The sequence below is a fragment of the Nonomuraea sp. 3-1Str genome (genome assembly GCF_031570565.1).
In the GTDB taxonomy this organism is placed as follows: domain Bacteria; phylum Actinomycetota; class Actinomycetes; order Streptosporangiales; family Streptosporangiaceae; genus Nonomuraea.
On the sequence record NZ_JALHBK010000009.1, the window covers coordinates 16,472 to 43,240 of the forward strand.

The window sequence follows — 26,769 nt, forward strand, 5'->3', positions numbered from 1 at the left end:
TACCGGTCAGAGCACCGACTTGACCCGCCAGATGAGGACCGCTCCCAGCGCGGAGACGAGCGCCGAGACCAGGTAGAGGCCGGAGTAGCCGCCGAGGTAGGTGAGGATCACGGATGCGGCGGCCGGCACGATCACGTACGGCAGGCTGCCCATGAGCTGCGCCACGGCCAGGTCCCGGCCGTGGTCGCCGGCCGCCGGCAGCACCTGCGTGATCAGGGCGCCGTCCACGCCGATGTAGATCCCGTACCCGACGCCGAGCACGACCGCGCAGACCAGCGTCATGGTCCAGGTGGGCGACAGGGCCAGCATGACGCCCGCCGCCGCCATGACGCCCGAGCCGGCGAAGACGAGGATCCGGCGGCGGCCGAGCCGGTCGGACAGCCAGCCGCTGACCACCGAGAGCGCGACGACCGACGCGCCGTTGACCGCGACGACGGTCAGCAGGTCGTCGGGGCGGCCGACGACGTCCTCCAGGAAGTACGGGATGTAGAGGGTGCCGATGCCGTACCCGAGGGTCATGAGGAAGCGGGTGGCCAGCGCCCAGGCGTAGTCGGGACGGCGTCGCGGGTCGATCCGGTAGCCGTCGAGGAAGCCCTTCCACGTGAACGGCCGGCGCTCCCCGGCGGGTGGCCGCGGGTCGCGGGTGACCACGACGAACGGCACCACCAGGACCAGGACGCCGGCCAGGACCAGGTAGCCGGAGGCGGGAGCGGTGGTGGCCGCCAGGATCAGCCCGCCGCACACCATCGCGGCGGCCTGCGGCACCGCGCCCCAGCCCAGGACCAGGCCGCGCTGGGTGACCGGCACCTGGTCGGGGACCGTCGTGTTGTAGCCGGCGCCCACGGCGGACATCCCGACGGACAGCAGCAGGGCGCCCACGGCCACACCGGTGACGGTGTCCTGGGCGGCCAGGAACACGAAGGCGGCGGCGCAGGCCAGCGCCCCGCCCACGATCCACGGCCGGCGACGGCCGAGCCGGCCCCGGGTGCGGTCGGACAGCGCGCCGAACAGCGGCCCGGCGATGATGCCCGCCACGGCTCCCATCGCGCTGACCCACGCGAACCCGCCGATCTTGCCGGTGGGGTCGATGCCGGCGATCTGCTGCGGCATCAGGAACGTGCTCGGCGACTGGGAGGCGATCTGCGCGCCGAACCCGGCGACGACGTAGGCGACGATCCAACCGGGCCCCACGCGGCGCGTCGGGGTGAGCAAGGGCATGGACATCGAACCGGCTTCCCTGCTGGGGACGGAGGGCATGACACGGTGAAGATGAGGTGCGCTCGGGATCAACGATATTCGATCATGATCTTGGCCCGGTTCACAATCCCGCCTCCCCGTCCCTGGTGACGCGCGAACGCCCACCCCGGGGATCGGGGTGGGCGTCCACGCGGGCCTGCCGGGGAGCTACTTGAGGATGGGGTGGCGCCGGACGATGGGCAGGGCCCCCAGGCCCAGGGTGGCGCCGGCGCCGGTCAGGGCCAGGCCGGCCAGCACGATGGCGTACACGATGTGCTCGTCCATGAAGGGGTTGGTGGTGAGGGGCAGCTCCGCGGCCCACATCAGGGCCAGCATCAGGCCGCCGGCGACGGCCGCGATCCGGGTGCCGACGCCCAGGACCAGGGCCAGGCCGATGCCGAGCAGCCCGGCCATGAACAGCCAGTCCACCCACGCCTGACCGGCCAGCGCGGAGAACAGCCCGCCGAGCGCGTTCTCGCCGGTGCCCTTGAGGAAGCCGGTGGTCGGGCTGCCGCCCGCGGTCCACGCCTTGGCGGCGGGAGTGGCGAAGCCCCAGCCGAAGGTCTTGTCCAGGAACGCCCACAGGAACACCCAGCCGATCGAGATCCGGGCGGCGGCCCAGACGTAGTCGACCGGGCGGCGCGCCGTCCCGGCTGTGGGGGCGTCAGCGGCGTTGCGGGGGAGGGTGGCGGCCATGACGGCCTCCTTTTCGTTACCGGGTCGGGGGGATCGGTTGCGCAGTTCAAGAACACCGCGTCCGCCGCCCGGCGAGCAGAGCCGGAAGGACCCGTTCACCGGGACCTTCCAGCCCTGCCCGATGGGACTTTCGGCCCTGCGGCGCCTCGCCCGCAGCGCCCCGTGCCGCCGCGCCCGTCGGCACCATGGCCGGAATCGTGCCGCACGAAGGGGAATCTTCCCAGGTCGGAACGGGCATCAAGCCTGCGGCCGGAGGTGACGCCCACCGCCGCCGCCCGGACCGCGCCGACGAAGGTCCGCCGCGTCCGGCCAGGCCCAAGAGCATCGGGCGGGGAGGGACGGGTATCCATGCTGGTGCGGGACATCATGTCGAGCCCCGCCGTGACGGTCCGGCGCACCGCCTCGATCCGCCGGGCCATCCGGCTGCTGCACGGCCACGACATCGCCGCCGCCCCCGTCCTCGACGACGCGGGCCGGCTGGTCGGCCTCGTGTCCGAGCTGGACCTGCTGCGCGGTGAGTTCCAGCCCGGCCCGGGAACGACCGCCGACCCCTCCCCGGCCGCCTCCGCGCCGCCGCCCGGCGAGGTGTGGCAGGTCATGACGCACGCGGTGATCACCGTGACGGAGACGACGGACGTGACCACGGCCATCGACCTCCTGGTGGGCAAGCAGATCAAGAGCCTGCCCGTGCTCGCCGGCCAGGAGGTGGTGGGCATGGTCGGCTGCCGCGACCTCATGGGCGTACTCGCCCGCCCCGACGAGGAGCTGTGCGAGGAGGTGGTGGCCGCCCTGCGTGACCACTACCCGCACGGCCCCTTCTGGGCGGTGACCGTGCGCGACGGCGTCGCCGAGCTGCGCCCGGCGGCCGGTGACGTGCCCGACCCCGGATCGGACGACGCGCTCGCCGCGCACGTCACCGACATGCTGGCCCGCGCCGTGCCCGGCGTCGTCCGGGTCCGGTGGCTGAGGTGATCGGCAAGCGGCTTCCGCCGACTTGCCCTGCGGTTTCGAGGAGCGGCGCCGACTTCAGCCGCCCGGCGGGTGGTTGAGGGTCAGGCGGCCTGGAGTGGCATGGTGGGGAAGGGCACGCCGGTGAGATGCCGGCTGATCTCCAGCCAGCAGGCGGGTGCGGGCAGCGGCTTCGTGGGCCTGGTGGTGGGCCCGCTCACGCGTCCTGACCGCGGCGGGCTCCTCCTCCGCTGTCGGGTCAGCGACCGGAAGGAAGGGTGAGGCCGCCGTTGACCTCGATCACCTGGCCGGTCATGAACGCGTTGGTGGCGGCCAGCAGCACCGCCTGGGCCACGTCCGCGGCCTGGCCCACCCGGCCGACCGGGAGCGCGGCGGCGTGCTCGGCGAACGTGGCCTCCCGCTGCTCGGCGGGCAGCTTGTCCCACCAGGGGGTGTCGATGATGCCCGGGGAGACGGCGTTGACGCGCATCGGGGCCAGCTCGGTGGCCAGCGGGCGGATCATCGCCTCCAGCGCCCCGTTGATCGCGGCCAGGCCCGCCGTGCCGGGCACGGCCGCCCGCGCGGAGCTGGCAGTGATCAAGGTGATCGAGCCGTTCTCGCGCAGCCGGGGCAGGGCCGCCTGCAGGATTCGTACGTGGACCCAGAACTTGCCCTCGAATCCGCCCCGCAACTGCTCCAGATCCAGGGTGGCGAACGGGCCCGCGCCCGAACCGCCGCTCAACGCCAGCACCAGGTGGTCATAGGTGGCCTCCTGGGCGAAGAAGCCCCTGACCGCCTCCTCGTTGGTGCCGTCCACCCGCTGGAAGGCGACCTTGCCGCCGATCCGCGCGGCGGCCTCGGCCAGGCGTCCCTCGCCACGGCCGGTGATCACGACCTCGGCTCCCTGCTGGGCGAACAGCGCGGCGCTCGCCTCGCCAATGCCCGAACTGCCCCCCATCACCAGAACTCGCCGGCCATCAAGCGTCATGTCGATCTCCTCACTCAAATGATCCTTGTCAGGGATGGCGCTGTTCTGAGCGTCTCCGGCACACCGTCCACCTCAGCGAGGATCTCGTTCTCCCCCAGGGCGAAGCTCCGCGCGGACCTCACAGCCACCCCATCCCACGCTGGATGACGGTAACTCAGGCATCGCTGTCCCGCATGAGCCGCCCAGCGGGTGGTTCATGCGGTGGGTGATTCCTCCAGCGTCCTGCCTTGCGCGAGGTCGCACGTGGGTCAGCGGTGTGCGACGTCGCGACCGAGAAAGGCCAGAAGCCGCCGGTGGGCGGGGGCCTCGTCCGCTGCCGGCAGGGCGGGTCCGAACATGCCGGGCCGGCGGAAGGCGTCGAAGTCCATGCCCCGCATGATCGTGAGCAGTTCGTCGCAGGACTCTTCGTCGATGAGGTGTTCCTGACCGGTGGCGAGTGCCAGGTCGGCGCCGTGCACGAGAACCTCGGTGAGGTGGATGAGCGCGGCCATCGAACCGGGGACAGCGCCGAACCCCAGCCGCACGGTGCCGTCCAGCGCGCCCGGTCGATGCCAGGCCACGCGGTCGAGGTCGGCCGCGAGGGTGTAGGCGGCCTGCGGGTCGGCGCCGAGCCAGTCGTCCTCGTGGGCGGCGCCGGCGTCGGTGCCGGTGAGTTCGGCGGCGAAGATGCGCATGCCGCCGACCAGGTGGTTGAGCTCGGCGCGTACGTCCCAGCCGGGGCAGAGGGTGGGGTCGTCGAGCCGGTCGTGCGCGATGCCCTTGACGATGGCGGCAGTCATGTCGAGGGCTCGGCCGATCTGGTCGATCACAGGGGTCATCATGGTCTCCATAGAGGTCATGCGTTCTTGGCGAGGACGTCGTCCAGCCAGTCGTAGACGCGGGCGAAAGCCAGCCGCTGGGCACCGGACTGGCAGTGCGCGTCGGCGCCCTGCTCGGCGGTGAAGGTGAGCAGCGTCTTGGGGCAGGTCAGGTGTTCGTGCAGCAGGTCGGGCTGACCCTTGAAGAACCCGTCGTCGGCTCCGGCGCAGACCAGGGTGGGGCAGCTGATCTTCTCGGCGATGCCGCCGCGCAGATGGTAGTCCAGGTAGGCGGCGCCGAACGCGCGGGGAGTGCCGACGCCCATGGCGAACATGCCGTGCTCGATGGCCCAGCGCAGCATCGGGCCGGCGGCCATCGCCGCCTCCATCATGGCGTCCAGCTCCGGGTCATGCTCGGCGCGCAGCCGTCGCTCGGCCTCGGGCCGCGGCAGCGGAACGCCGGAGGTGGCTATCTCGCCCAGGTCATAGACCCCGTCCAGGCAGATGAGGGCGGCGACGCGCTGGTCGAAGGCGGCCGCGCGGGGTGCGAGCTGGCCACCCATGCTCACGCCGAGCAGCGCGATGCCGGACGGATCCACCTCGGGACGGGTCAGCGCGTAGTCGATGACAGGGCCGACCACGTTCTCCCAGTCGGGGCGGAACATCAAGCCCTGGCTGTGGCGGGTGCCCGGCTGCCCGGGCCCGTCGAAGGCCAGCACCGTGTAGCCGCGCTCGACGGCCGCGGCGGCCCCGAAGAAGTGCATCTCCTCCACCGTGCCGTCGAACCCGTTGTGCATCACCACGGTCGGCCGAGCGGCGCCGGAATCGTCGGCCCGGTACAGGTAACCGGGCAGGACCGTGTCTTCGTAGGGGATCTCCACCGGCTCGACGGCCGGAGTGAACAGCGTGGCGGCCTGGCGAAAGGAGGCCACCGAGAGGTCGTAGGCGTGCCGGATGCGCGGGTCGGCGGCGTCTCCGTGCAGGAAGAACTCGGCCGCGCGGTAGTAGTTCGACGCGCGCAGGAAGGCGTCCCGGGCGCTGATGCGATGGCCGCCCTTCAGGGCCGCCTTGCCCTCGTCGGCCACCCGGTCGGCGGTGGCCAGCCACTCGTCGTGCCAGCTGTCGTAGTCGCCAGAAGTGATCCGCTGGCTGGTGACGGCGACCTCGCCGAAGTCGGCGCCGCCGTAGGTGATATGCCCCAAGATACGCAGGGTCTCGTACCAGAAGCTGGGGTTGTCGGGGAAGAACAGCGGCTTCATGATCGCTCCTTAAAGCAGGTGCCAGCTGCGACAGGAGGACTGTAGGGCACGATTCAGAGCAAACGCAAGTGGCGTCTGCGTTAAGATGGGCGCATGGCGGAACAGCAGCGAGCCCGGCGGCCCGGAGGGCGCAGCGCCCGCGTACGCGCGGCGGTGCACCAGGCGGTCACAGGCCTCATCGCCGAGCGCGGCCACGGCGCCTTCACCGTCGGTGACGTCGCCGAACGTGCGGGCGTGGCCGACACCAGCGTCTACCGCCGCTGGGGCACCCTGGAGAACCTGCTCATGGATGTGGCGATCACCTGGCTCACCACCACCTCGCCCATCCCCGACACCGGCAGCCTGGAGCAGGATCTGCGGGCCTACGCCGCCGGTGTGACCCGCGACATCACCGGCCCCGACGGGCTGGCGGTGCTGCGCCTGGTCATCACCCTGTCCACGGCCGGAGAGGACGGCACGCGGGCGCGGGACGCGTTCCTGGCCGAGCGCGCACGCCAGATCCAGGGCATGCTCGATCGCGCCCGCGAACGGGGGGAAGACCCGCCGGAGGGCCTGGACATCCTCGACCACATCCTGGCCCCGATGTACATCCGCACCCTGTTCGGGGCGGGGCCGCTCACCCCCGACTACGTCGACACGCTGGTCGAGCGCCTGCTCGCGCTGCGCAGTCCCGCCGGACGACGCACAGCGCCCCATGCCGTTCCAGACGAGCCGCGCCAGTCGTGGACGGTGGTGGAGGGGTAGACCAAGACCTCGGCGTCGCCGTACCGCATGCGCAGGCCGTCGGCCCGGAGCGCCACGCCGGGAACGGGGCCCACATCGGGAACGGGGCCCGCGCCGGGGACGGGGCCCGCGCCGGGGACGGGGCCCGCGCCGGGGACGGGGCTCACGCGGGCGTCTCCTGGGCGAGCGCCCGCTGAAGGCGCTCCATCAGGCCCTCGCGGTCGATGCCCGCCAGGGTCAGGGCCCGTGGAACCGTGCCGGCCTCGGCCCGCAGGACGCCCAGCAGCAGGTGCCCGGGGCGCAGGTCCTTCTTGCGTGCGACGCACGAGAAACCGCGCTCCAGCGCCAGCTTCGCCGACGCCCCGAGCTGCGACGGGCGCTCGGGAGAGCGGGAGGGCTCGGGCAGGTGGCCGAAGGTGGCCGGTGACACGCCGGCCGCGCCCAGGCTGTGCTCGTACTCCTTGTCCAGCGCCTCCCGGATCGCCCGGTGGTCGAGCCCCGCGGAGGCCAGCGCCTCGTGCACGACGGCGTCGCGGGTGTCGGCGTCGCGCAAGGTCGCCATGCCCAGCAGCAGGTGCCGGGCCTCGATAACCGCCGATCCGTCCTCGCGGGCCTCGTCGGCTCCGCGCTCGATGATCGTGTTGATGTAGTGGTCGATGGGGGCCATCGTCAGCGTCTCCTCAGCCGGACGCCCGCGGCGATGAGCCGCTTGGCGTGCTTCTTGTGGACCGCCTGCCGCGTCACGCCGAGGGCTTCGGCGACCCGCGGCCAGCCCCAGCCCGCCCGCATGGCCTGCTCGACGGCGGCGTCCTCGATCTGGTCGGCCAGCCGCCGCAACGCGGCCACGGCCGCCAGCGCGTCGGCGGGATCCTGCGGGGCGGAGATGTCGGGGAGCTCGGGTGCGGCCATGCAAGCAACCGTAGTTGACTAGATCCGAATTAGTCAACTGCGGTTGCTAAGAGGATGTCCACAAGGAGACGGGCCCGGCCGTGGCTGACGCCGCCGACTGCCACGGCCCCTCAGCGGGCGCGCACGACAGCCACGGGGCAGTCCGCGTGGTGCAGGACGCCGCGGCTGACAGAGCCGACGAGCGTGGAGGCCAGCGCGCCGTGCCCGTGCGAGCCGACCACAAGCAGGTCGCTCTCGGTCGACGCCTGGCGCAGCGCGTCCACCGGGTGCGCCGCCTGGACGTCCTCCTCGACCGTGACCTGCGGGTACTCCTTCTTGAACCGTTCGAGACGGTCGGTGATGATCTGGTTCGCGGCCTCGCGGATCGCGTCCATGTCGTTCGGGCACGGCGCGAACGCGTAGACGGGCATGTACCAGGCGTAGACGGCGCGGATGGCGCAGCCGCGCAGCCTGGCCTGCTCGAACGCGTACGCCAGGGCGGGCTCGCACTCGGGCGAGTCGTCCACGCCGACCGCGATCCGGTCGTGCCGCCGGTCGGTCTCGCCGCGTACGACGACGACGGGGCAGCGGACCTGGCCGGCGACGTGGACGCTGACCGATCCCAGCAGCGCGCCCGCGAACCCGCCGAGCCCCCTGTTGCCGACGACGACCTCGGCGGCGTCGGCCGCCTCGTCGCGCAGCACGATCGCGGGCGGCCCTTCGATGAGCCGCGTGCTCGTCTCGACGGACGGCTGGCGCTCGCGCGCCACCGCGAGCGCCTCGGCCAGCGCCTGCTCCCCGCCCCGGACGAGCGCGTCGGGCCACTGGGCGGCGGGGAACTTCGCGATCTGGTACGGCGAGCGGTCCACGGCGTGCACGACGCGCAGCGGCTGGTGCATGCGCAGGGCGTCGTCCACCGCCCACTCGACGGCCGCGCGCGCGTGCGGCGAGCCGTCGACACCTACGATGATCATGGTTGCCTCCCTGTCCACTTCCATCGCACCCGAATGGGCCGCCGGACGGCAGGGCCGTTGGTCCCGACCGGTGAGGCCGAACGGCAGCCGGAGGCCGCCCCGCCGAGCTCGCCCCACCGGGGGCGCCCCGTCGAGCTGGGGCGATTCGGCGGCGTCGCGCGGGGCACGCCTCCCAGGGAGGGGTGCCCGGCGCGACGAGAGCGCGACGTGACGGGCACGGAGCGCGAGGCGAGGCGAGGAGACGGCGATGAACGCCAAGCAGTGGACCGTGCAGATCTACATCAGCGAGGACGAGGGCGACGAGCAGACGCTCGCGCGGGCCGTCCTGTCGGCGCGCGGCACGAGGTGGCACGAGAGCGTGGGCGTCGCCCGGCGCAACCCGGCCGACCGTCCGGTCCCGGAGATCGGCGACGAGCTGGCCGCCGGCCGCGCCCTGATGGACCTGGCCGACAAGCTCCTGGGAGACGCCGCCCGGGACGTCGCCGACCTGGGAGGCCCGGCCCAGGTCCGGTGAGCACCGGCCCGTCCCGTCACGGCCTGCCCATCATGACCGGCCCGCCATGACCGGCCCGTCACGGCTGGTAGGACGGCAGGCCGAGGCGCTCGCGGATGGTGCGCTGGATGGTGGCCTTGTCGCTGCGGGCGTCCACGCTCGTGACGTACTCCTTGCCGCGGAACAGCTCCAGCACCGGGTCCGTCTTGTCGTGGTAGTCGCGCAGCCGCCGGGCCAGTGCCTCCGGCGTGTCGTCCTCGCGGGCGACCAGCTCGCCGCCGCACACGTCGCACCGGTCCTCGGTCTCGGGGCGGTGGGCGATGAGGTTGTAGTCCATGCCGCAGCGTGAGCAGAGGCGCCGGGCCAGCACGCGCCGCCGCACCTCCTCGTCGGGCAGGTCGAGGTGGATCACGCCGTCGATGTCGTAGCTCTCCAGGAAGAACTCGGCCTGCCGCCGGTTGCGCGGGAAACCGTCCACGACGAACCCGTAGTTCCAGTCGTGCTGCTGAAGGCGTTCGCGGACGACGTCCTCGACCAGGTCGTCGCCGACCAGCTCGCCCGCGGCGACGATACGGCGGACCTGGGCGCCGATCTTGGTGTGCTGCTTGACGTGCCACCGGAAGATCTCGCCGACGTTGATATGGGTGAGGTCGAGGTCGTCCGCGAGGAGCTTGCTCTGGGTGCCCTTGCCACTCCCCTGAACGCCCATGATCACATATTTGCGCATGTCCCATTGTCGGTCGCCGCGGGCCACGGGCGGGTCGCAGGGGGCGGACGGCGCGTCGTGTGGACAGAGGAACGTTGACAGGCGAACCAACCAAGCGCATGCTTCATGCTGTGACGGGGGCCACATCCCCAGCCCGTTCGTCGCGTTCGCACCGGCGCGAGGTGCCATCGCGGTTGTTCCTCCGGCCGCCGCCGGCGAGCTCGGCCGTCGCGGCGCACGCACGTCGAAGGGATCGGATCCTGCATGCCTGAGCTCAGCACGTCCGAGACTGTCCCCACGGCCCCGCCCTCCGGGCCCACCCGGCGCGCCCTGCTGCGTGGCGCCGCCCTGACCGGCGGCGCCCTCGTCGCCGGCGCCACCCTCGGCCGCCCCTCCCCCGCCTACGCGCAGGCGGAGTACGACGTCGTGGTCGTGGGATCCGGCGCGTCCGGCATGACCGCCGCGCTGACCGCCGCCAAGCGCGGCCTGAGCGTGGTCGTCGTGGAGAAGGCGCCGACCTTCGGCGGATCCGCCGCCCGCTCCGGCGCCGGCATCTGGATCCCCAACAACGAGGTGATCCTGGCCGCCGGCGTGCCCGACACCCCGGCCAAGGCCGCCGCCTACCTCGCCCGCGTCGTGGGCGACACGGTGCCCGCGGCCCGGCAGCAGGCGTATCTCGCCAACGGCCCGGCCATGATCTCGTTCGTCATGCGCAACAGCCCGCTGCGTTTCCGCTTCATGGAGGGCTACTCCGACTACTATCCCGAGTACCCCGGCGGCATGCCGAACGGCCGATCCATCGAGCCCGACCAGCTCGACGGCCGCATCCTCGGCGCCGAGCTGGCCCGCCTCAACCCCTCCTACATCCCGACCCCGGCCGGCCTGGTCGTCTTCAGCGCCGACTACAAGTGGCTGACGCTGGCCGCCGTCAACCCCAAGGGCCTGGAGGTCAGCGCCGCCTGCCTGGCCCGCGGCACCGCGGCCGCGCTGCGCGGCGAGAAGCCCCTCACCATGGGCCAGGCCCTGGCCGGCGGGCTGCGCGCCGGTCTGCTCGCGGCCGGCGTTCCGGTCTGGCTCAACACCCCGCTCACGGACCTGCGCATCGAGAACGGCCGCGCCACCGGCGTGCTCGTCGACCGCGAGGGCACCCAGACGCTGGTCAAGGCGCGCCGCGGCGTGATCGTCGGCTCCGGCGGGTTCGAGCACAGCGCCGCCATGCGCGCGGAGTACCAGCGGCAGCCCATCGGCACCTCCTGGACGGTCGGCGCCCGGGAGAACACCGGCGACGGCATCGAGGCCGGCGAGCGTGCCGGCGCCGCCCTGGACCTCATGGAGGACGCCTGGTGGGGCCCGGCCATCCCGCTGCCCGGCGAGCCGTACTTCTGCCTGGCCGAGCGGACCCTGCCCGGCTGCATCCTGGTCAACGGCAAGGGCGAGCGCTTCGTCAACGAGGGAGCGCCGTACAGCGACGTCGTGCACATCATGTACGACCGCGACACCCCGTCGGCGCCGCACATCCCGGCCTGGCTGATCGTGGACCAGAACTACCGCAACAAGTACCTGTTCAAGGACATCGCGCCGCTACTGCCGTTCCCCGACTCCTGGTACGACAGCGGGGCCGTGTTCAGGGCGGCGACGGTCGAGCAGCTCGCCCAGAAGATCGGCGTCCCGCAGGCGGCGCTGCGCGCGACCGTCACCCGGTTCAACGGGTTCGCGGCCACGGGCAAGGACACCGACTTCCACCGCGGCGACAGCGTCTACGACCGCTACTACGCCGACCCGTACGTCAAGCCGAACCCCTGCCTCGCGGCGCTGTGGCTGCCGCCGTTCTACGCGTTCAAGATCGTCCCTGGCGACCTGGGCACCAAGGGCGGCATGCGCACGGACGCGCGGGCGCGCGTGCTGCGGGCCGACGGGTCCGTCATCGCCGGCCTGTACGCGGCGGGCAACGCCAGCGGCGCCGTCATGGGTCACAGCTACGCCGGGGCCGGCTCGACGCTGGGCCCGGCCATGACCTTCGGCTACGTGGCGGCGAACGACATCGCCTCCGCCTGAGCGAGCCGCCTCCCCCGGGCGCATCCCCGCAAAGCCCCGGCCGCCGCCCGCCCCCTCCAGCGGGTGGCGGCCGGCTCCGGGGCTGGTCAGTCGCCGGCGGCCAGGCGCGCCGGGAACCCGCCCGTGGCGATGGGCCCCCAGCGGTCGATGTGCAGCCGGATGAGCGACTTGCCCTGCCGCTCCATCGCCGTCCGGTACTCGTCCCAGTCGGGGTGCTCGCCCGCGATGCACCGGTAGTACTCGACCAGCGCCTCCAGGGACTCCGGCAGGTCGAGCACCTCGGCCCGCCCGTCCACCTGGACGTACGGGCCGTTCCAGTCGTCGGACAGCACGCAGATCGACGTCCGCTCGTCGCGGCGGGCGTTGCGGGCCTTGGCCCGGTCGGGGTAGGTCGAGACGACGATCCTGCCCTCGCCGTCCACGCCGCACGTCACCGGCGAGAGCTGGGGCCGCCCGTCGGCGCGGGTGGTCGCCAGCAGCCCGTGGTGCCTGGGGCGCAGGAACTCCAGCAGTTCGGGCAGGTCGACGCGGCGCGCGGTCGCGATGTTCGGAGCCATCCGGTGCCTCTCCCTAGTCACGTGTCCGGGGCGAGGCCCAGGCTATCGGCGCGACCCTTACCTGAACCGTCGGGTGTTCCGTCCCGGCCGGCGATTGGCGACCGGTGCGGCGATGGTCACAGGGATCCCCGAGGGGGTCTGGGCGCCCGTGATACGCCTCAGTTCGGCCTCGCCCGAATGGACCTGGCTGGTCTGCGGGACGATACCGGCGTCGGCCATCAGGCGGGTCATGTCACGGCGCTGGTTGGGCAGGACGAGGGTGACGACGCTGCCGGACTCGCCCGCGCGGGCGGTGCGGCCGCCGCGGTGCAGGTAGTCCTTGTGGTCGCTCGGCGGGTCGACGTTGACGACGAGGTCGAGGTTGTCGACGTGGATGCCGCGGGCCGCGACGTTGGTCGCCACCAGCACCGTGACGTGGCCGGTCTTGAACTGCTCGAGGGTGCGGGTGCGCTGGGGCTGGGACTTGCCCCCGTGCAGCGCGGCGGCGCGTACGCCGCTGCTCAGCAGGCTGTCGGTGAGCCGATCCACGGCGTGCTTGGTGTCCAGGAACATGATCACCCTGCCGTCGCGCGCAGCGATCTCCACAGTGGTGGCATGCTTGTCGGCGCCCTGGATGTGCAGGACGTGGTGCTCCATCGTGGTGACCGCGCCCGCCGAGGGGTCGACCGAATGGACCACCGGGTCGCTCAGGTAGCGGCGGACCAGCAGGTCGACGTTGCGGTCCAGAGTGGCGGAGAACAGCATCCGCTGGCCACCTGGGCGCACCTGGTCGAGCAGGTGGGTGATCTGCGGCATGAAGCCCATGTCGGCCATCTGGTCGGCCTCGTCCAGCACGGTGATGCCGACCTGGTCCAGGCGGCAGTCGCCGCGCTCGATGAGATCCCTGAGCCGTCCCGGCGTCGCGACGACGACCTCGGCGCCGCTGCGCAGCGCACTGGCCTGCCGGCCGATCGACATGCCGCCGACGACGGTGGCCAGCCGCAGGTTCAGTGACCGGGCGTACGGGGTGAGCGCGTCGGTGACCTGCTGGGCCAGCTCCCGCGTGGGAACGAGGATCATGGCCAGCGGCTGCCGCGACTGGGCACGCTGTCCGGCGGTGCGGACGAGCAGGGCCAGGCCGAAGGCGAGTGTCTTGCCCGACCCGGTGCGCCCCCGCCCCAGGACATCCCGGCCGGCCAGGGAGTTCGGCAACGTGGCCGCCTGGATCGGGAACGGCTCGTTCATGCCCAGGCCGGTGAGCGTCTTCATCAGCGCGGACGGCATGTTCAGTTCAGCGAATGTCGCGGCTGCGGGCAGGGCCGGGGTGACGGTGACCGGCAGCGCGAATTCCCCCTTCAGCGCGGCGGGACGCCGCCCGTAACCACCGGAACGGCCGGAGGCGCCTGAACGGCCCGAAGCCGACGAGCCGAATCGGCCGCGCCGGTTGGCAGAGCCGCCCGTGCGGGAGGGGGAGTAACTGTCGTGCGTGCGAGTTGCATGGTTCATGCAGAACCTTCCTCGATACGGCACGTGTCAAGTGATTCCCAGCGCGACGAGCGGCACAGAGAATGGCGAGCACGAGCCGAAGAAAAGACGAGCCGAGCCGGCGGAGAACAGCCTGGACCCGGACGTCGAAACGGTCGGCATTCGCCGACAAGAACGGCGGCTGAGATGCCGGTCAAAAGGGGCTGGAGCGGGCTTGTGCCCGGCCCGGAGCCATCAGTGGTCCATCCGGTGTGCGGTCCATGAGGCCGTCACGACGCATCGGGTACCACAAGAGCAACGAGCTGGGGCCCACACCCTACGGCGCGGGCCCCAGCTGCGTGGTGCCTCAGTGTCAGGCGGGAACGATGTTCTCCGCCTGCGGGCCCTTCTGGCCCTGCGTGACGTCGAAGGCCACCTTCTGGCCCTCGTGCAACTCGCGGTAGCCGCCCTGGGAGACGATGTTGGAGTAGTGGGCGAAGACGTCAGCGCCGCCGCCGTCCTGCTCGATGAAGCCGAAGCCCTTTTCGGAGTTGAACCACTTCACGGTTCCGTTAGCCATGTTGATCTCCTCTTGATAGGTGCAAAGCCGAAACCCGCATCGCGCGGATTCCGCGTCGCCGCGATAGGACCACACCCGGAGAAGACCGGAAAACAAAAATGCACCTGAGGTTACATACCGTCAGGTGCACACAAGTTCTTATGGGTACCACAACTGCAACTGGATCTAACCTAGCACACAGCCGGCCGTGCTGTGCACGCCCCGGGACGCGTCCGTCATCCGTGGAGATAACGCGTGATGCCGGCGGCGAGGGCGGTGGCCATGCGCTGCCGGAAGGCCGGGGCCGACATCTTGGCGGCGTCGCCGCGGTTGCGCATGTTGCCGCACTCGATGAACACGGCGGGCCTGGTCGACAGGTTGAGGCCGCCGAGGTCGGTGCGGACCGACAAGCCGTTCCTGGCGGTGTACGTGGCGAACGGCAGGCCGGTGCCGCGGTGGAAGTCGTCGCGGACGTCGAGCCCCAGGCGCCGCGACGGCCGGATCACGGCGTCGTTGTGGCCGGCGACCAGGCCGGGCAGGATCACGTGGAAGCCGTGGCCGGACGGCGCCGCCCCGTCGCCGTGGATGGACAGGACGGCGTCGGCCCGGGCCTCGTTGCCTATGACGGCCCGCCGGGTGACGCACGGGCCGACGCCCCTGTCGTCCGGCCGGGTGAGCACGACCGTGGCGCCCTCGGCCTGGAGCAGCGGGCGGAGCCTGCGGGCCACGTCCCAGGTGAAGGCGTGCTCGGGGTACCCGGCGTCGGTGCTGGTGCCGGTGGTGTTGCACGGCTTGCGCCCGGTGATGACGTCGACCTGCCGGTTGATCTGGGTGGGATGCGCGGCGTTGCCGCCGTTGTGGCCGGGGTCGATCACGACGACCTTCCCGGCCAGCGGCTTGCCGCTCCGCCCGCCCTGCGCCTGGGCGGAGGCGCCGGACGTGCCGGTCCGCGAAGGGAGCGGTGACGAGGACGGGCCGACCGGGGGCGTGGGGGCGGTGGTGCCTGTGGTGCCAGTGGTGGCCCTGGTGGCCTCGCGGACGGGCGGGACGGCGCCGCCGCCGCACGCCGTGGCCAGTGCGAGCAGCGCGGCGGCGATCGCCGGTGCCTTGCCGACGGCGCGCATGCCTCGTACCGTACCGGCCGGGGCCGCCCGCGCCGGTCTGGTTTCCCCCCGGATTCGGAAGATCCCCGTCGCGCCCGCTCACGGCAGCAATTCGACCGTGCCCCGCTCCCCGTCCACCCGGACGCGGTCGCCGTCGCGCAGCCTCATGGTGGCGTTGCCGGTGCCCACCACGGCCGGGATGCCCAGCTCCCTGGCCACGATCGAGGCGTGCGACAGCGGCGCCCCCATGTCGGTCACGACGGCCGCCGCGCGCGGGAACATGGGCGTCCACCCCACGTTCGTCAGCGTCGTCACGAGGATCTCCCCCCGCTGGAGCCGCTCGCCCTCCTCGGGGCCGGACAGCACCCGCACCACGCCCTCCACCACGCCCGGCGCGCCCGGGAAGCCGGTCACGGTGTCGCCGGCGGGTGCGGCCGGGCCACGCGCGTCGTAGAGGTCGGCTCGCCGGTCCGGGTCCGCCGCCCAGCGCACCGGGTCGAACCGGCCGACGATCAGCGCCGGGTACGGCGGCAGCGCGGCGTACCGCTCGTAGGTCGCCCGCCGTACCGGGACACGGGCGAGCGGCGCGTCCGAGCCGCGCAGCACGGCCAGGATCTCCTCCAGGTAGAGGAAGAACAGGTCGTCGCCGCGCCCGGTCAGCTCGCCGGCGCGCACCACGAACGCGCGCAGCACCCAGAACGCCCGCACGACCTCGGAGCGGGTGGCCTCGCGGTCGCGCACCACCGCGTTCCAGCGGCGTACCCGCTTCCGCATGCCCGCCACCCGGCGCGGGTAGCGGCGGGCGAAGCGCTCCCAGGCGGCGTCGCGGGCCTCCCGCTGGCGCTCCAGCAGCGCCTCCGTGCCGGCGGTGACGTCGCGCAGACCGGCGAGCGCCGTGTCGATCCAGGCCGGGTCCTCGCCGGGCCGCGGCATCGACACCTCGAACTCGTGCGGCCCGCGATGCCCGTACGTCCGGGCGTAGGTGTCGCGGTCGATCTCGCCGGCGGCGAGCCGGGCCAGGCCGGTCACGGGGCCGAGGCTGGCCAGCTCGCCGTCGGCGCCCGCGCCGGTCAGCAGGGCGTCGGCGTCGGCCTCGCCGACCAGCTTGCGCAGCCGGTCGCGGGTCCAGACGAGTGTGGCCCCGCCCTGGCGGCCGGCCGCCTCCAGCATGCGGCAGGCGGTGACGAGGTGCGGCCCGATCTCGTCGTCCCAGAGCGCGGCCAGCCCGGGGCCGGTCGCGGTGGCGGCGATCCGGGCGCGCAGCTCCTCGCAGCGCCGCTGGGAGGTGGCGAGGAACGGGCGCATGCCCTTGAGGTTCTCGCGCACGCGGCGGCGCAGGGTCAGCGCCATGGGCAACGTGCCCTTGACGATCTCCCAGCGCGAGGCCGTCAGCAGCGGCACGTCGAGGCCGGGCGGCAGCTTGCCGAAGACCTGCTCGACGGCGCCGAGCCGGCCCTGCATGCCGAGGGCGCGGGCGATGGAGAAGGTCACGCTGAGATTCATGTAGAAGCGGCCGCCGATGTTGCCGACCAGGTCGAAGCCGGGCAGCGTCGAGGCGTGCATCGCCTCGTGGATGAACAGGCGCACGAACGACCAGGTGGCGGGCGTCATCACGTCGGGGATGGCCTCGCCGAGGTTGCCGGCGGTCCACAGGTGGTCGGCCTTGAGGCTGTCGTTCCACTCCTCGACCTCGGGGGCGAGGCCGGTGACGGGGCGCGCCTGGAGGATGAGGAACGCCCCGCCGCTGCGGGCCCACTCCACGTCCATCGGCGTGCCGTACAGGTCCTGGATGCGGGCGCCCAGCTCCGCCAGCCGTACGGCCTGCCCGTCGTCCAGCACCGGACGGCGGCGCAGCTCGGCCGGGACGGGCTCCTCCCGGGTGCCGCCGGGGGCGCGCACGGTCATCACGGCCTTGTCCCCGATCCGGGTCCCGGTCACGGCGCCGTCCGACACCGCGATCGTGTCCGGGGTGACCTGGCCGCCCACGACGGCCTCGCCGAGCCCCCAGGAGGCGTTGACGACGGTCGTGCCCCGGGCCCCGGTGACAGGGTCGGCGGTGAACATGACGCCCGCCGCGTCGGCGTCGACCAGCTCCTGCACGACCACGGCCAGCGCCACGTCGTCGTGCGGCACGCCGTTGTGCTCCCGGTAGGCGATGGCCCGCTCGTTCCACAGCGAGGCCCAGCAGCGCCTGACCGCGTCCAGCAGCCCGTCGCGCTCGACGCCGAGGTAGGTGTCCTGCTGGCCGGCGAACGACATGTCCGGCAGATCCTCGGCGGTGGCGGACGACCGCACGGCGACGACCTTCCCGCCGCCCCGCGCGCCTGTCCCGGAGGAGTCCGTGCCCAGCGCGTCGTAGGCGGCACGGATCTCCGCGGCCAGGCCGGCCGGCAGCTCCCGCCCGGCGAACAGCTCGGCGATGCGGGCGGCGTCGTGCCGGGCGGCGGCCTCGGCGATCAGGTCGCGGAACCCGGCCGTGAACTCCCGGTAGGCCGCCGTGGTGATGTGGAACCCGCCGGGCACGGGCAGCCCCGCGCGGCTCAGCCGGGCCAGGGAGGCGCCCTTGCCGCCCACGGTCTCCAGGTCGGCGCCCTCGTCGTCGAACGGCAGCACGAGCTTCATGCCCGGGTCTCCTCTCCGCCCACCAGAGCGTCCGCTCCCGTGGCTCCCGCCGTGACTCCCGCATGAGCTCCCGTGGCTCCCGCCGGAGCCGTCAGGGCTTCGGCGGCGACGCCCAGGGACGCCGCCAGCTTGCTCAGCGCGATCTCGCGCATGCTGCCGAGGTAGCGGAGGGTGGCCTGCCGGATGGCGCGCGCCCCCTCCTCCCCCTGCGGCATCCCGGAGCCCAGGGCCAGGTCCACCGTCTCCGCGATCAGGTCCGGGAGCCGCTCGCCCGCGGGCGCGGACTCCGGCGGCAGCATGTCCCGCGTCAGGAGGAACCCGTGGAGGACGGCGCTCAGCACGGCGACCTGCTCCTGCGGCGTGCGCCCGGGCCGCAGGGCGCCGTGCCGGTCGAGCACCGCCAGATAGTCCTCGAACGCGGCCATCTGCCCCAGCATCACCCGGCCCGCGCCACCGCCGGTCCCGGACGCGCCCACCCCGTCCACCGCGCCGAGCCGCTTCTGCCGGACGAGCTTGCCGAGCACCTCGGAGTCGTGCGTCAGCAACGCCGTCATCAGCGGCCGGCGCAGCAGGCCGGCGGCGATCTCGCGCAGCAGCCCGCGCAGCGTCGCGGGCGCGGCGGCGGTCACCTCCTCCAGCATGGCGACGCGGTCCCTGCGCAGCAACGCGGAGAAGAGCGCCTCGCGGGTCTTCCAGTGCAGGTAGATCGTGCCCTTGGCGACACCCGCGTGCCGGGCCACGTCGTCGATCGTCGTCTTGTCGTAGCCCCACCGCAGGACCAGCTCAGCGGCGGCGTCGAGAATCCGGTGCGCCCGCTCCAACCGGCTCGCCGGGTCCTGTGGCGGCCTTCCCGTCCTGGCCATCTCGCCTCACCTCAGTTTCATGACTGAATGAGACTATCCGGTCAATCAATTCATCGCAAGATCACCCGATCTTCGCCAGGAGTTCGGCCGCCTGCCGCGCGAAGGCGGGGTCCTCGGTCGCCACGGCCAGCTCCAGCATGCGGCGGGCCATGCCGACGTCCCCGTGGGCGTGCTGGATCTCGCCCAGCCGGAATGCCGCCTCCGCGACCAGGTCGGGCCGGTCCGTGAGGGTCAGGGTCAGCTCGTAGTAGCGCAGCGCGCCGTCGCGGTCGCCCAGCCAGTAGCACAGCTCGCCCAGGTGGGCCGCCGCCATGCCGGACTCCGTGTCACCGGCGTCGATCACCCTCTGGTACCAGCCCAGCGCCTCGGGGAAGTCACGCGCCCGCTTGGCCAGCGCCCCCAGGTACATGGCCGCCAACGCCGCCGTGCGCCCGTCGGCATGCCCGTCCGTAAAGCCCCCCGCGGGACCGCCCGTGAGGCCGTTCTCGGCGTCGAGGGCCCTGAGGTACCACGCGCGGGCCTCGGCCTCGTCCTCGTCGTGGTACGTCCGTCCGATGGCGATCATCGCGCGGGCCGCCAGGCCGGGGTCGCCCGCGTCCAGGACGCGCCGGTAGACCTCGCGCCCCTCGTCCACCTCGCCCGCGGCGACCAGGGCCTGGCCCAGCACGCTGAGGGCCGTGGCCTCGCCGGTCCCGGCCGCCGCGCGCAGCGTGCGCAGGGCCGCCTCCGTGTCGCCCTGGCGCTCCTGGAGCATGCCGAGCAGGCTGCCGAACACGCCCGGCACGGGACTCTCGGCGTCGCCCGCCTGGCGTTCGGCCAGGCTGTAGAAGGCGTCGGAGTCGCCCTCGGCGTCGAGCAGCGTGAGCAGCCTGCCTCCGGCCACGAACCGCACGTCGGGGTCCTCGTGCTCGTTCAGCCGCTCGAACACCGCCCGTGCCTCGGCGGTCCGCCCCAGCCCGGCGAGCCGCTCGGCGACGTCCAGCTCGGCGAGCGGGCCGGAGCCGGTCAGCTCGTAGTAGGAGCGGACCGCTTCGGCGTCCTCGCAGCTCGCGCCCAGCTCACGCGCGGGCGCCGCCCCGCCCTCCCCCATCAGCGCCAGCACCCGTACGGCCTGCGCGTGGTCCCCGGCCCCGTGCGCCCGGCGGGCCATCGCCTCCAGCTCGTCCAGCGCGGTACGCGCCAGCGCGGTCGGCGTACCCGCCGCGGCGGCGAACGCCTCGGCGGCGCCGGACAGATCGCCCTCCTCGCGCAGCCAGGCACCGAGCCGCAGGCCGCCCCGCGCCATCGCGTCCGGGTCCCCCGACGCGACGGCCAGCCGGGCCTCGCGCACGGCGGCGGCCGGGTCGCCCATCGCGTGCAGCACGGCGGCGAGGTCGGTCCGGATGCTGTCCGTCAGGCCCGCGAACCCGGTGTCGATTCCCTGGCGGTACCTGATCTCCGCGCCCCGCAGGTCGCCCACGGCCTGGCAGGAGTCGCCCCATACCCAGTAGCCCAGCGCGACGGTCTCGGGGTCGCCCGTGCCCACCGCCCGCTCGGCCTCGGCCACGGCGGCCTCGTAGTCCTCCTGCCAGAACAGGTGGACCACCAACCGGCGCAGCGATTCGAGGTCGCCCGCCCTGGCCCCGGCGGCCAGCGCCCGGCGGGTCCCCTCCGCGTCGCCGAGGTCCTCCAGCACGCCGGCGAGCGTGGTCGCGGTGGCGGGCATCGCGTGCCGCAGCGCGTCGGCGGCGCCGGGCAGGTCGCCGCGCCCGCGCCGGGCGGCGGCGATCCCGCGCCAGGCCGTCTCGGCGAGCTCCGGGTCGCCGGACCCCGTGACGGGCAGCAGGCACAGCTCGGCGCGGCAGTGGTGACCCTCGCCGGAGAGGATCGCGCCCAGTCCGATCCGGGCCCGGGCGGCCCGCACCGGGTCGCCGTGCTCGGCGACGTACCGGCAGAGCGCCTCCCCGGCCTCGCCACCCAGCCCGCGCGCCACCTCCAGCACCAGGTCATCCGCCCTTGCGAGCACCGGGTCGGACGCCGTGTCCGCGCGGAGCCTCGCCAGGGCCGCCAGTGCCCCTTCCACGTCGCCGTCGGCCGCCAGGGCCGCGGGTCGTTCCTCAGGGGTGGCCGTGCCGAGCCGCAGACGGGCCACGAGCGGGAGCGGGCCCGCGCCCTGCTCCTCCGCGCGCCGGTAGGCGGCGCGGGCGCCCGCCTCGTCGCCCGCCCCGGCCAGCGCGTGACCCCGCTCCAGCAGGATCTCCCCCAGCAGGTCCGGTTCGAGCTCCACGGCCCGGTCGAACGCCGCCCGTGCTCCCTCGGCGTCGCCCGCCGCCGCCCGCGCGGAGCCCAGCACCCGTGCCGCCTGCCCGGCCAGCTCCCCGGGCACGACGCCCGCCGCCTCCTCCGCCACGGCGAGGGCCGCCGCGACGTCTCCCCCGTCGCGCAGGAACCCGGCCAGGTAGAGCGGCGCCGCCTCCCGGTCCAGCTCCTCCAGCAGCTCACGGGCCTCGCCGGCGCGCCCGAGCGCCGCCAGCACCTGCGCCAGCCGCATCGCCGCCTCCCCGGCGGGAACGGCGCCCTCGCCATCGACGTCACGGCCGGCGCCACCCGTGCCCGCCCCCTCCAGCGCCCGTGACAGGACCCCGGCCGCCGCCTCCAGGTCGCCGAGCCGGTGCAGGGCGTGTCCCATGCCGGTCAGCGCGACGACCGGCGACCCCTGGCCGTCGGCGAGCGCGCGTTCCCAGGCGGCCAGGGCGCCGCGATGGTCACCGGCGTCGTCCCGGAGCGCGCCCAGGTGGCAGGCCGCCTGCCACCGGTACTCCCGATGACCCCCCTCCACCAGGAGCGAGAGGACCGCGTCGGCGCGGGACACCGCACCGGCACGGCGCCAGGCGTGGGCGCACTCCAGCCCGAGCAGGGTGGCCAGCGGCCATCCGCCGTCCCCGGAGCCGCCGGCGAGGGCGGCGAGCGCTTCCCCGGCGGCGTCGAGGTCGCCGTCCAGCAGGCACCGCGCGTAGCGCCCGAGCACCGCCTGCTCGTCCCCCTCCACCAGGTCGAAGGCGGCTCGCGCGCCGGTCAGGTCGTCGAGCCGGACCCGCGTGAGCCCCAGCAGCAGCGCGTGCCGCGCCGCCTGTCCCGGTCGGCTCTCCGCGATCATGCGCTCGTGCAGCCGTCCCGCCGCCAGCAGGTCCCCCTGCACCTCGTACACGCCCAGCAACGCCCCCGCCGCCTCCGCCCGCAGCCCCCGGTGCCTGGTCTCCATCGCCGCCCCGTACGCCGCCCGCGCCTCGCCCAGGTGGCGTTCGTGGCCGTCGAGCAGCCCTCCCAGCGCGTACCCCACCCAGGGGGCGAGCGCCGGATGCCCCTCCGCGCGGGCTCGCCGCAGCAGCTCGATCGCCTCCGCGGCCTCGCCCCGGCTCTCCAGGACCTCCCGGAAGACCAGCGCCGCGTACGACAGCGCCAGCGGGTCGCCGGAGCCGGCGGCGGAGCGGAACAGCGTGCCCGCCTCGGACACGTCGTACCCGGTGGTGACGAGCACCTGCGCGAACACCGCGGTGGCGATCGCCGCCACCGCCGGGTCGGCGTCCTCCATGGCCGCCCGGTAGCCGATGAGCCCCTCCTCCCGCCCGAGCCGCTGGTGGTCGAGGACGGCCCGCAGCACCGGGTGGAGCGCGTTCCCCGACGAGCACAGCAGGTGCAGCATGAACGCGGCGGTGAACCCGCCCACCACGTCCTCGCCCTCGGCCACGTACGACAGCAGCTCGTCGGCCTGGTCCCGGTCGCCCTCGGCCAGCTCCAGCTGGGCGAGGGCCACCATGGCGCGCACGGCCTGGGTGCGCGCCCCCGAGTCGGCGGCGCGGCGCAGCATCCGGCGGGCCTCCGCCAGACGGCCGTCCTGGAGGAGCAGCAGGGCGTCGTCCACGTCGCGCAACGCCCGCTCCTCGACGGGGTCGGCGAGCGGCCGCTGCCGGGCGTCGTGGTCGAGGAGCAGCCCCGCCTTGAACGCGGCGTCCGGGTCCGGATGCCCGGCGATCTCCCCGGCCAGCTCGACGATGGCCTCCCGGCGCTCCGGGTGCTGCTCCAGCAGCATGCCGAGCAGCGTGGCGCTGACCGACGCCCACGGCGACTCCCCGGCGGCGAACACCGCCCGCAGCGCCGCCAGCGCCTCCTCCACCTCGCCCGCCTCGGTGTGGAGCTGCGCCAGGCAGGCCCGCGCCTCCAGGGCGTGCTCCCGCTGCCCGCTGGCGATCACCCGCTCGAAGATCGCCCGCGTGGCGGCCATGTCGCCGAGCTGCGCGAAGACCTTGGCCTGCTCGATGAGGGCGGGCAGCCGCACCTCGGGCCGGGGGTCCTCGGCCGCCCTGGCGTACGCCTCCACCGACTCGGCGTACTCCCCGAGGTCGACCAGGACCGCCCCGAGCAGCTTGTACGCCATGGTGAGGTGGCCGGGGTGCCCCACGGCGATGGCGTGCTCGCACGCCTCCCGGGCCGCCGCGAAGTCGCCCTCCTCGGCGTGGATCCGGTACAGCCGGAACGCCGACAGCGACACCACCTCGGGATCGCCGCAGGTCAGCAGCTCGCGGTAGTCCTCCTCGCCCTCCGCCTCCTCGTACAGCTCCCAGGCCGTCCGGGGGTCGGCCCACTCGAACACGGGCAGCTCCAGCCGGGCGGCGAGCTCCGCCACCGCGGGGCTGTCGCAGCGGCGGGCCCGCTCCAGCGCCTCCTCCGCGCCCGAGACGTCGCCCAGCTCGGTGAGCACGAGCACGAGGGCCGTGTCGGCGAGCGCGGCGACCTCGAAGTCGGCGCCGTCGGCGGCGATGGTCAGCACCCGGTACGCCGCCGGCCACTCGCGGGCGGCGACCAGCATCATCCCCATGGAGATGGCCGAGCGCTGCCCAAACACGGGGTCACCCGACAGGATGACCGAGCGGTGGGCGGCCTCGGCGCCGTCGAGGTCGCCCTGCTCCTCCAGCAGGCACGCCAGCAGGTGGGACGCCTCGGGATCGCCGGTGGCCGCTATCTCCCTGAACAGAACGGCGGCGCCGCCGAGATCCCCCTCTTCCCAGCGCTTCATGGCCGCGGCGTGCTGTTCTGACGTCATATCGACTCCTGAGTCACCCAATAATGTGAAAAAACTACCCAGGTGTCACGTACGTCACAGGCGTTTTGGCCCTGCCCGCCCTCCGGCGGTTCAAAGACGGGCGCGCGGCGGGGGATACTCTTCCACCCGGCGTTCGCGCCGCCGGACGGCCGGGGCCGGATCGCCGTAGCGTAGGGCCCATGGGCAGAGCGTTCTGGATCGACCAGGATTACGACAGAGACCGTGACGGGCGCTATGCCGTACACGTGCGCAAGAACCTGGAGCAGTTCGAGTGGGGCGACATCGCGCCGGTCAGGTTCGCCTGCGCGGCGTGGCGGCTGGCCACGCCGCCGGCCCTCAACCCGGGCTACGTGCGGTGGGACCGGCGCGTCCTGTCGGCGGACTGCCGCCGCAACACCTGGGACGGCAGCCTCAACGCGCGGGTGACGCTGGTCTCGCCGCTCCCCGCGGAGCTGACCCGCTCGCGCACCTGGTGGCGCGACCGCGGCTGGGCGGGCTGGCAGGAGACGTTCGGCCAGTACCTCGACCCGACCGAGAAGGACCTGGCCCACCACCCGTTCCTGCGGACCACGCTGCTGGTGGAGACGCCGGTGCCGCTCGGCGATCTGCCGCCCGAGCCGGAAGGGCCGCACGACCAGGTCGAACGGGCCGCCGAGCGGGCCCTGGTGGTGCTCGTACGGGAGCTGAACGCGCTGATCACCCCCATCATGGACCAGCTCCCCTGAGGTCCCGGGCTCAGCGGAGTCACTCGGTCACAGCGGGACATGGCCGTGGCATGACCGGTTCATGCCGGGGTAACAGAGGCGCATGAGACTTGCGTTCGCGGTGCTCGCGCTGGCGCTCGCCGCGGGCTGTGCCGTCGACACGACGTCGCCCGCGCGCGCGGCGGAGCGTTTTCACGCCGCCGTGGCGGCCAAGCAGGACGAGGCGGCCTGCGCCATGCTCACCCGCACGACCGCCGAGAAGCTGCCCGACCCGGACGAGACCTGCGCCCAGGCGCTGGCCGCGCTGAAGCTCGGCCCGGGCGGCCGGGTCACCGGGGTCGAGGTGTGGGGCGCCGACGCCCTCGTGCGACTGCAGGGCGACACGGTGTTCCTGCACCAGTTCACCGACGGCTGGCGGGTCACGGCGGCCGGGTGCGAGCCGCGGCACGACCTCCCCTACGACTGCGAGGTGGAGGACTGATGCGGGTCATGTTCACGCTGACGCTCATCCTGATCGCGGCCGGGCTGATCTATTTCTTCGCGCTGGGACTGGCGCGGCTGTGAGCGCGCCGAGGGGGGACGCATGAGGCGGATCAAGGACAGCACGCTGTCGGTGACGTTCCTGGTGCTGTTCCTGCTGACGCTGGTGGGGCAGGCCTGGGCCGGGGCGACGCACTTCAACGAGCAGCAGCTGGTCAACGGCCTGCAGCCCGTGTCGGTCTGGGCATACACGACGTCGTCGTCGTTCGCGGTGGACGTGGCGGAGAACTGGCAGTCGGAGTACCTGCAGTTCCTGCTGTTCATCGTGCTGACCGTCTGGCTGGTGCAGAAGGGCTCGCCGGAGTCCAAGAAGCCGGGCGAGGAGGGCGCCGAGTCGGACGAGGAGCAGCTCGTCGGCGCGCACGCCAAGGAGGACTCCCCGGCCTGGGCCAAGGCCGGGGGCGCGCGGCTCTGGCTGTACAGCAACTCGCTCGGCCTGGTGATGGGGACCATCTTCGTGCTGTCGTGGCTGGCGCAGTCGGTGGCGGGGCTGGCGGCCTACAACTCGGAGCGGATCGGCGACCTGCGCGATCCGGTCAACTGGGGGTGGTACGTGACCTCCTCCGAGTTCTGGGACCGGTCGCTGCAGAACTGGCAGTCCGAGCTGCTGGCCGTGCTGTCGATGGTGGTGCTCTCCATCTACCTGCGCCAGCGCGGCTCCCCCGAGTCCAAGCCGGTCGGCGCGGCGCACACGGCGACGAGTGTGGAGGGCTGACCCGGTCCTAGGAGCGCGGCGGGAAGGGCTCGCCGGTCACGACCGCCACGACCTGGGTGCCGGGCGCGAGTCCGCCCCGACGGGCGAGGTCCACGACGCCGTGGAGCATCTTGGCCACGTACACCTCCTCGACCCCGTGCCGGGCGGCGAAGGCGCGCAGCTCGGGCGTCGTGCGCGCGTACCCGCCGAAGTGGTGGTCGAGGTCGATCGACCAGTTCTCCCACACCCGCCCGTACGCCTCGCGCTGGAGCCGGGCCACCTCGCCCGCCAGGAACCCGGCGCCCTTCAGCACCGCGAACCCGAGCGCCCGCCGGCCGGTGGGCAGCCCCGCCGCGATGCCCGCCAGCGTGCCACCCGTGCCGACGGGGCAGCAGACGACGTCGTAGCCGCCGCGCGTCTCGGCCTCGATCTCGGCCGGCAACTCGGCGCAGCCGCGCACGGCCGCCGCGTTGCTGCCGCCCTCGGGCAGGATCAGCACCTCGCCCCACCGCTCACGCAGCGCCGCCTCCACCTCGGGGGTGTGCTTGAGCCGGTACGCGGCGCGGTCCAGGTACGTGAGCGTCATGCCGCGGTCGGCCGCGTACGCCAGCGACGGGTTGAGCGGCAGCCGCTCCTCGCCCCGGACGACGCCGATCGTCTCGAACCCGTGCCGCAGGCCCGCCGCGGCCACCGCCCTGAGGTGGTTGGAGTAGGCGCCGCCGAAGGTGAGCACGCGCGGATGGCCGAGGTTGTACCTCAGCTTGCGGGCCTTGTTGTCGTCGCGTTTCAGCCAGACCCGGACCGAGCCGAGGCCGGGATCCAGCAGCTCCTCCACGCGCGC

The 26,769-nt window shown here is 73.5% G+C and carries 24 protein-coding genes; 7 read left to right on the forward strand and 17 right to left on the reverse strand.

Annotated elements, in window-relative coordinates; all coding sequences use genetic code 11:
• Window positions 1-6: 6 nt before the first annotated feature.
• Together MTP10_RS16380 and MTP10_RS16385 are read right to left on the reverse strand one after the other, a co-directional pair.
• Window positions 7-1,224, reverse strand: a complete 1,218-nt coding sequence (locus tag MTP10_RS16380) for an MFS transporter (RefSeq protein WP_310710237.1) — start codon at window positions 1,222-1,224, stop codon at window positions 7-9.
• A gap of 180 nt (window positions 1,225-1,404) precedes the next feature.
• Window positions 1,405-1,932: a DoxX family membrane protein gene (locus tag MTP10_RS16385; RefSeq protein WP_310710240.1), complete on the reverse strand. Its 528-nt coding sequence runs from the start codon at window positions 1,930-1,932 to the stop codon at window positions 1,405-1,407.
• Window positions 1,933-2,280: 348 nt separating this feature from the next.
• On the opposite strand from MTP10_RS16385, the gene MTP10_RS16390 reads away from it, so the two are divergent.
• Entirely contained in the window at window positions 2,281-2,904 is a 624-nt protein-coding gene (locus MTP10_RS16390; protein WP_310710242.1) for a CBS domain-containing protein, read from the forward strand.
• 235 nt (window positions 2,905-3,139) lie between these two features.
• On the opposite strand, the gene MTP10_RS16395 is transcribed toward MTP10_RS16390, so the two are convergent.
• The 3 genes from MTP10_RS16395 to MTP10_RS16405 form a co-directional block, all read right to left on the reverse strand.
• A complete protein-coding gene (locus tag MTP10_RS16395; protein WP_310710244.1) occupies window positions 3,140-3,868 on the reverse strand; it encodes an SDR family oxidoreductase in 729 nt (242 codons plus the stop codon).
• Window positions 3,869-4,116: 248 nt separating this feature from the next.
• Entirely contained in the window at window positions 4,117-4,689 is a 573-nt protein-coding gene (locus MTP10_RS16400) for a TIGR03086 family metal-binding protein (RefSeq protein WP_310710246.1), read from the reverse strand.
• 14 nt (window positions 4,690-4,703) lie between these two features.
• Window positions 4,704-5,924 (reverse strand): alpha/beta fold hydrolase, encoded by a 1,221-nt coding sequence (locus tag MTP10_RS16405; protein ID WP_310710248.1) that lies wholly within the window; start codon window positions 5,922-5,924, stop codon window positions 4,704-4,706.
• 93 nt (window positions 5,925-6,017) lie between these two features.
• Between MTP10_RS16405 and MTP10_RS16410 the strand changes: the two genes are divergently transcribed.
• Window positions 6,018-6,668 (forward strand): TetR/AcrR family transcriptional regulator, encoded by a 651-nt coding sequence (locus MTP10_RS16410; protein ID WP_310710250.1) that lies wholly within the window; start codon window positions 6,018-6,020, stop codon window positions 6,666-6,668.
• 142 nt (window positions 6,669-6,810) lie between these two features.
• Here MTP10_RS16410 and MTP10_RS16415 read toward each other — a convergent pair whose 3' ends face one another.
• From MTP10_RS16415 to MTP10_RS16425, 3 genes are all read right to left on the reverse strand, one after another.
• On the reverse strand, window positions 6,811-7,314 hold the full coding sequence (locus MTP10_RS16415; protein ID WP_310710252.1) for a Clp protease N-terminal domain-containing protein: 504 nt from the start codon (window positions 7,312-7,314) through the stop codon (window positions 6,811-6,813).
• 2 nt (window positions 7,315-7,316) lie between these two features.
• Window positions 7,317-7,556 (reverse strand): hypothetical protein, encoded by a 240-nt coding sequence (locus MTP10_RS16420; protein ID WP_310710254.1) that lies wholly within the window; start codon window positions 7,554-7,556, stop codon window positions 7,317-7,319.
• 110 nt (window positions 7,557-7,666) lie between these two features.
• Window positions 7,667-8,509, reverse strand: coding sequence for a universal stress protein (locus MTP10_RS16425; RefSeq protein ID WP_310710257.1), 843 nt, complete (start codon window positions 8,507-8,509; stop codon window positions 7,667-7,669).
• 247 nt (window positions 8,510-8,756) lie between these two features.
• Between MTP10_RS16425 and MTP10_RS16430 the strand changes: the two genes are divergently transcribed.
• Window positions 8,757-9,023 (forward strand): DUF1876 domain-containing protein, encoded by a 267-nt coding sequence (locus MTP10_RS16430; RefSeq protein ID WP_310710259.1) that lies wholly within the window; start codon window positions 8,757-8,759, stop codon window positions 9,021-9,023.
• Window positions 9,024-9,081: 58 nt separating this feature from the next.
• Here the strand turns inward: MTP10_RS16430 and MTP10_RS16435 are convergent, their stop codons facing one another.
• Window positions 9,082-9,711: a nucleoside monophosphate kinase gene (locus tag MTP10_RS16435; protein ID WP_310710260.1), complete on the reverse strand. Its 630-nt coding sequence runs from the start codon at window positions 9,709-9,711 to the stop codon at window positions 9,082-9,084.
• Window positions 9,712-9,972: 261 nt separating this feature from the next.
• Between MTP10_RS16435 and kstD the strand changes: the two genes are divergently transcribed.
• The gene (gene kstD / locus MTP10_RS16440; RefSeq protein ID WP_310710262.1) at window positions 9,973-11,763 is read left to right on the forward strand and encodes a 3-oxosteroid 1-dehydrogenase; all 1,791 of its coding nucleotides are present in this window, start codon (window positions 9,973-9,975) and stop codon (window positions 11,761-11,763) included.
• An 86-nt stretch (window positions 11,764-11,849) separates the two neighbouring features.
• Here kstD and MTP10_RS16445 read toward each other — a convergent pair whose 3' ends face one another.
• From MTP10_RS16445 to MTP10_RS16475, 7 genes are all read right to left on the reverse strand, one after another.
• On the reverse strand, window positions 11,850-12,320 hold the full coding sequence (locus MTP10_RS16445; RefSeq protein ID WP_310710264.1) for a PPOX class F420-dependent oxidoreductase: 471 nt from the start codon (window positions 12,318-12,320) through the stop codon (window positions 11,850-11,852).
• 57 nt (window positions 12,321-12,377) lie between these two features.
• The gene (locus MTP10_RS16450) at window positions 12,378-13,805 is read right to left on the reverse strand and encodes a DEAD/DEAH box helicase (protein ID WP_310710265.1); all 1,428 of its coding nucleotides are present in this window, start codon (window positions 13,803-13,805) and stop codon (window positions 12,378-12,380) included.
• A gap of 331 nt (window positions 13,806-14,136) precedes the next feature.
• The gene (locus MTP10_RS16455) at window positions 14,137-14,343 is read right to left on the reverse strand and encodes a cold-shock protein (RefSeq protein ID WP_310710267.1); all 207 of its coding nucleotides are present in this window, start codon (window positions 14,341-14,343) and stop codon (window positions 14,137-14,139) included.
• A 215-nt stretch (window positions 14,344-14,558) separates the two neighbouring features.
• Entirely contained in the window at window positions 14,559-15,446 is an 888-nt protein-coding gene (locus MTP10_RS16460) for an N-acetylmuramoyl-L-alanine amidase (protein ID WP_310710268.1), read from the reverse strand.
• Between the two features lie 78 nt (window positions 15,447-15,524).
• Window positions 15,525-18,047: a PEP/pyruvate-binding domain-containing protein gene (locus MTP10_RS16465; RefSeq protein WP_310710270.1), complete on the reverse strand. Its 2,523-nt coding sequence runs from the start codon at window positions 18,045-18,047 to the stop codon at window positions 15,525-15,527.
• A complete protein-coding gene (locus MTP10_RS16470; RefSeq protein WP_310710272.1) occupies window positions 18,044-18,910 on the reverse strand; it encodes a helix-turn-helix domain-containing protein in 867 nt (288 codons plus the stop codon). The genes MTP10_RS16465 and MTP10_RS16470 overlap by 4 nt, the downstream gene beginning before the upstream one ends.
• Window positions 18,911-18,971: 61 nt before the next feature.
• On the reverse strand, window positions 18,972-23,990 hold the full coding sequence (locus tag MTP10_RS16475) for a tetratricopeptide repeat protein (RefSeq protein ID WP_310710275.1): 5,019 nt from the start codon (window positions 23,988-23,990) through the stop codon (window positions 18,972-18,974).
• Between the two features lie 179 nt (window positions 23,991-24,169).
• Here MTP10_RS16475 and MTP10_RS16480 point away from each other — a divergent pair, with 179 nt between their 5' ends.
• From MTP10_RS16480 to MTP10_RS16490, 3 genes are all read left to right on the forward strand, one after another.
• Complete coding sequence (locus MTP10_RS16480; RefSeq protein ID WP_310710278.1) at window positions 24,170-24,715, forward strand: hypothetical protein; 546 nt, start codon at window positions 24,170-24,172, stop codon at window positions 24,713-24,715.
• A gap of 82 nt (window positions 24,716-24,797) precedes the next feature.
• Window positions 24,798-25,175 (forward strand): hypothetical protein, encoded by a 378-nt coding sequence (locus tag MTP10_RS16485; protein WP_310710280.1) that lies wholly within the window; start codon window positions 24,798-24,800, stop codon window positions 25,173-25,175.
• Window positions 25,176-25,277: 102 nt separating this feature from the next.
• On the forward strand, window positions 25,278-25,949 hold the full coding sequence (locus MTP10_RS16490; protein WP_310710282.1) for a DUF6766 family protein: 672 nt from the start codon (window positions 25,278-25,280) through the stop codon (window positions 25,947-25,949).
• A gap of 7 nt (window positions 25,950-25,956) precedes the next feature.
• Here the strand turns inward: MTP10_RS16490 and MTP10_RS16495 are convergent, their stop codons facing one another.
• Window positions 25,957-26,763 carry a pyridoxal-phosphate dependent enzyme gene (locus MTP10_RS16495; RefSeq protein WP_310710284.1) on the reverse strand — a complete coding sequence of 269 codons (807 nt, stop codon included), beginning with the start codon at window positions 26,761-26,763 and terminating at the stop codon, window positions 25,957-25,959.
• Window positions 26,764-26,769: the final 6 nt, after the last annotated feature.

What these genes read in the sequence shown, in the direction of transcription:
- MTP10_RS16460 (WP_310710268.1), bottom strand. Translation starts at nt 15,446, where the DNA reads ATGCGCGCCGTCGGCAAGGCACCGGCGATCGCCGCCGCGCTGCTCGCA.
- MTP10_RS16480 (WP_310710278.1), top strand. Translation starts at nt 24,170, where the DNA reads ATGGGCAGAGCGTTCTGGATCGACCAGGATTACGACAGAGACCGTGAC.
- MTP10_RS16395 (WP_310710244.1), bottom strand. Translation starts at nt 3,868, where the DNA reads ATGACGCTTGATGGCCGGCGAGTTCTGGTGATGGGGGGCAGTTCGGGC.
- MTP10_RS16490 (WP_310710282.1), top strand. Translation starts at nt 25,278, where the DNA reads ATGAGGCGGATCAAGGACAGCACGCTGTCGGTGACGTTCCTGGTGCTG.
- MTP10_RS16465 (WP_310710270.1), bottom strand. Translation starts at nt 18,047, where the DNA reads ATGAAGCTCGTGCTGCCGTTCGACGACGAGGGCGCCGACCTGGAGACC.
- MTP10_RS16380 (WP_310710237.1), bottom strand. Translation starts at nt 1,224, where the DNA reads ATGTCCATGCCCTTGCTCACCCCGACGCGCCGCGTGGGGCCCGGTTGG.
- MTP10_RS16475 (WP_310710275.1), bottom strand. Translation starts at nt 23,990, where the DNA reads ATGACGTCAGAACAGCACGCCGCGGCCATGAAGCGCTGGGAAGAGGGG.
- MTP10_RS16415 (WP_310710252.1), bottom strand. Translation starts at nt 7,314, where the DNA reads ATGGCCCCCATCGACCACTACATCAACACGATCATCGAGCGCGGAGCC.
- MTP10_RS16435 (WP_310710260.1), bottom strand. Translation starts at nt 9,711, where the DNA reads ATGGGCGTTCAGGGGAGTGGCAAGGGCACCCAGAGCAAGCTCCTCGCG.
- kstD (WP_310710262.1), top strand. Translation starts at nt 9,973, where the DNA reads ATGCCTGAGCTCAGCACGTCCGAGACTGTCCCCACGGCCCCGCCCTCC.
- MTP10_RS16390 (WP_310710242.1), top strand. Translation starts at nt 2,281, where the DNA reads ATGCTGGTGCGGGACATCATGTCGAGCCCCGCCGTGACGGTCCGGCGC.
- MTP10_RS16385 (WP_310710240.1), bottom strand. Translation starts at nt 1,932, where the DNA reads ATGGCCGCCACCCTCCCCCGCAACGCCGCTGACGCCCCCACAGCCGGG.
- MTP10_RS16420 (WP_310710254.1), bottom strand. Translation starts at nt 7,556, where the DNA reads ATGGCCGCACCCGAGCTCCCCGACATCTCCGCCCCGCAGGATCCCGCC.
- MTP10_RS16445 (WP_310710264.1), bottom strand. Translation starts at nt 12,320, where the DNA reads ATGGCTCCGAACATCGCGACCGCGCGCCGCGTCGACCTGCCCGAACTG.
- MTP10_RS16425 (WP_310710257.1), bottom strand. Translation starts at nt 8,509, where the DNA reads ATGATCATCGTAGGTGTCGACGGCTCGCCGCACGCGCGCGCGGCCGTC.
- MTP10_RS16470 (WP_310710272.1), bottom strand. Translation starts at nt 18,910, where the DNA reads ATGGCCAGGACGGGAAGGCCGCCACAGGACCCGGCGAGCCGGTTGGAG.
- MTP10_RS16455 (WP_310710267.1), bottom strand. Translation starts at nt 14,343, where the DNA reads ATGGCTAACGGAACCGTGAAGTGGTTCAACTCCGAAAAGGGCTTCGGC.
- MTP10_RS16410 (WP_310710250.1), top strand. Translation starts at nt 6,018, where the DNA reads ATGGCGGAACAGCAGCGAGCCCGGCGGCCCGGAGGGCGCAGCGCCCGC.
- MTP10_RS16485 (WP_310710280.1), top strand. Translation starts at nt 24,798, where the DNA reads ATGAGACTTGCGTTCGCGGTGCTCGCGCTGGCGCTCGCCGCGGGCTGT.
- MTP10_RS16450 (WP_310710265.1), bottom strand. Translation starts at nt 13,805, where the DNA reads ATGAACCATGCAACTCGCACGCACGACAGTTACTCCCCCTCCCGCACG.
- MTP10_RS16400 (WP_310710246.1), bottom strand. Translation starts at nt 4,689, where the DNA reads ATGATGACCCCTGTGATCGACCAGATCGGCCGAGCCCTCGACATGACT.
- MTP10_RS16430 (WP_310710259.1), top strand. Translation starts at nt 8,757, where the DNA reads ATGAACGCCAAGCAGTGGACCGTGCAGATCTACATCAGCGAGGACGAG.
- MTP10_RS16405 (WP_310710248.1), bottom strand. Translation starts at nt 5,924, where the DNA reads ATGAAGCCGCTGTTCTTCCCCGACAACCCCAGCTTCTGGTACGAGACC.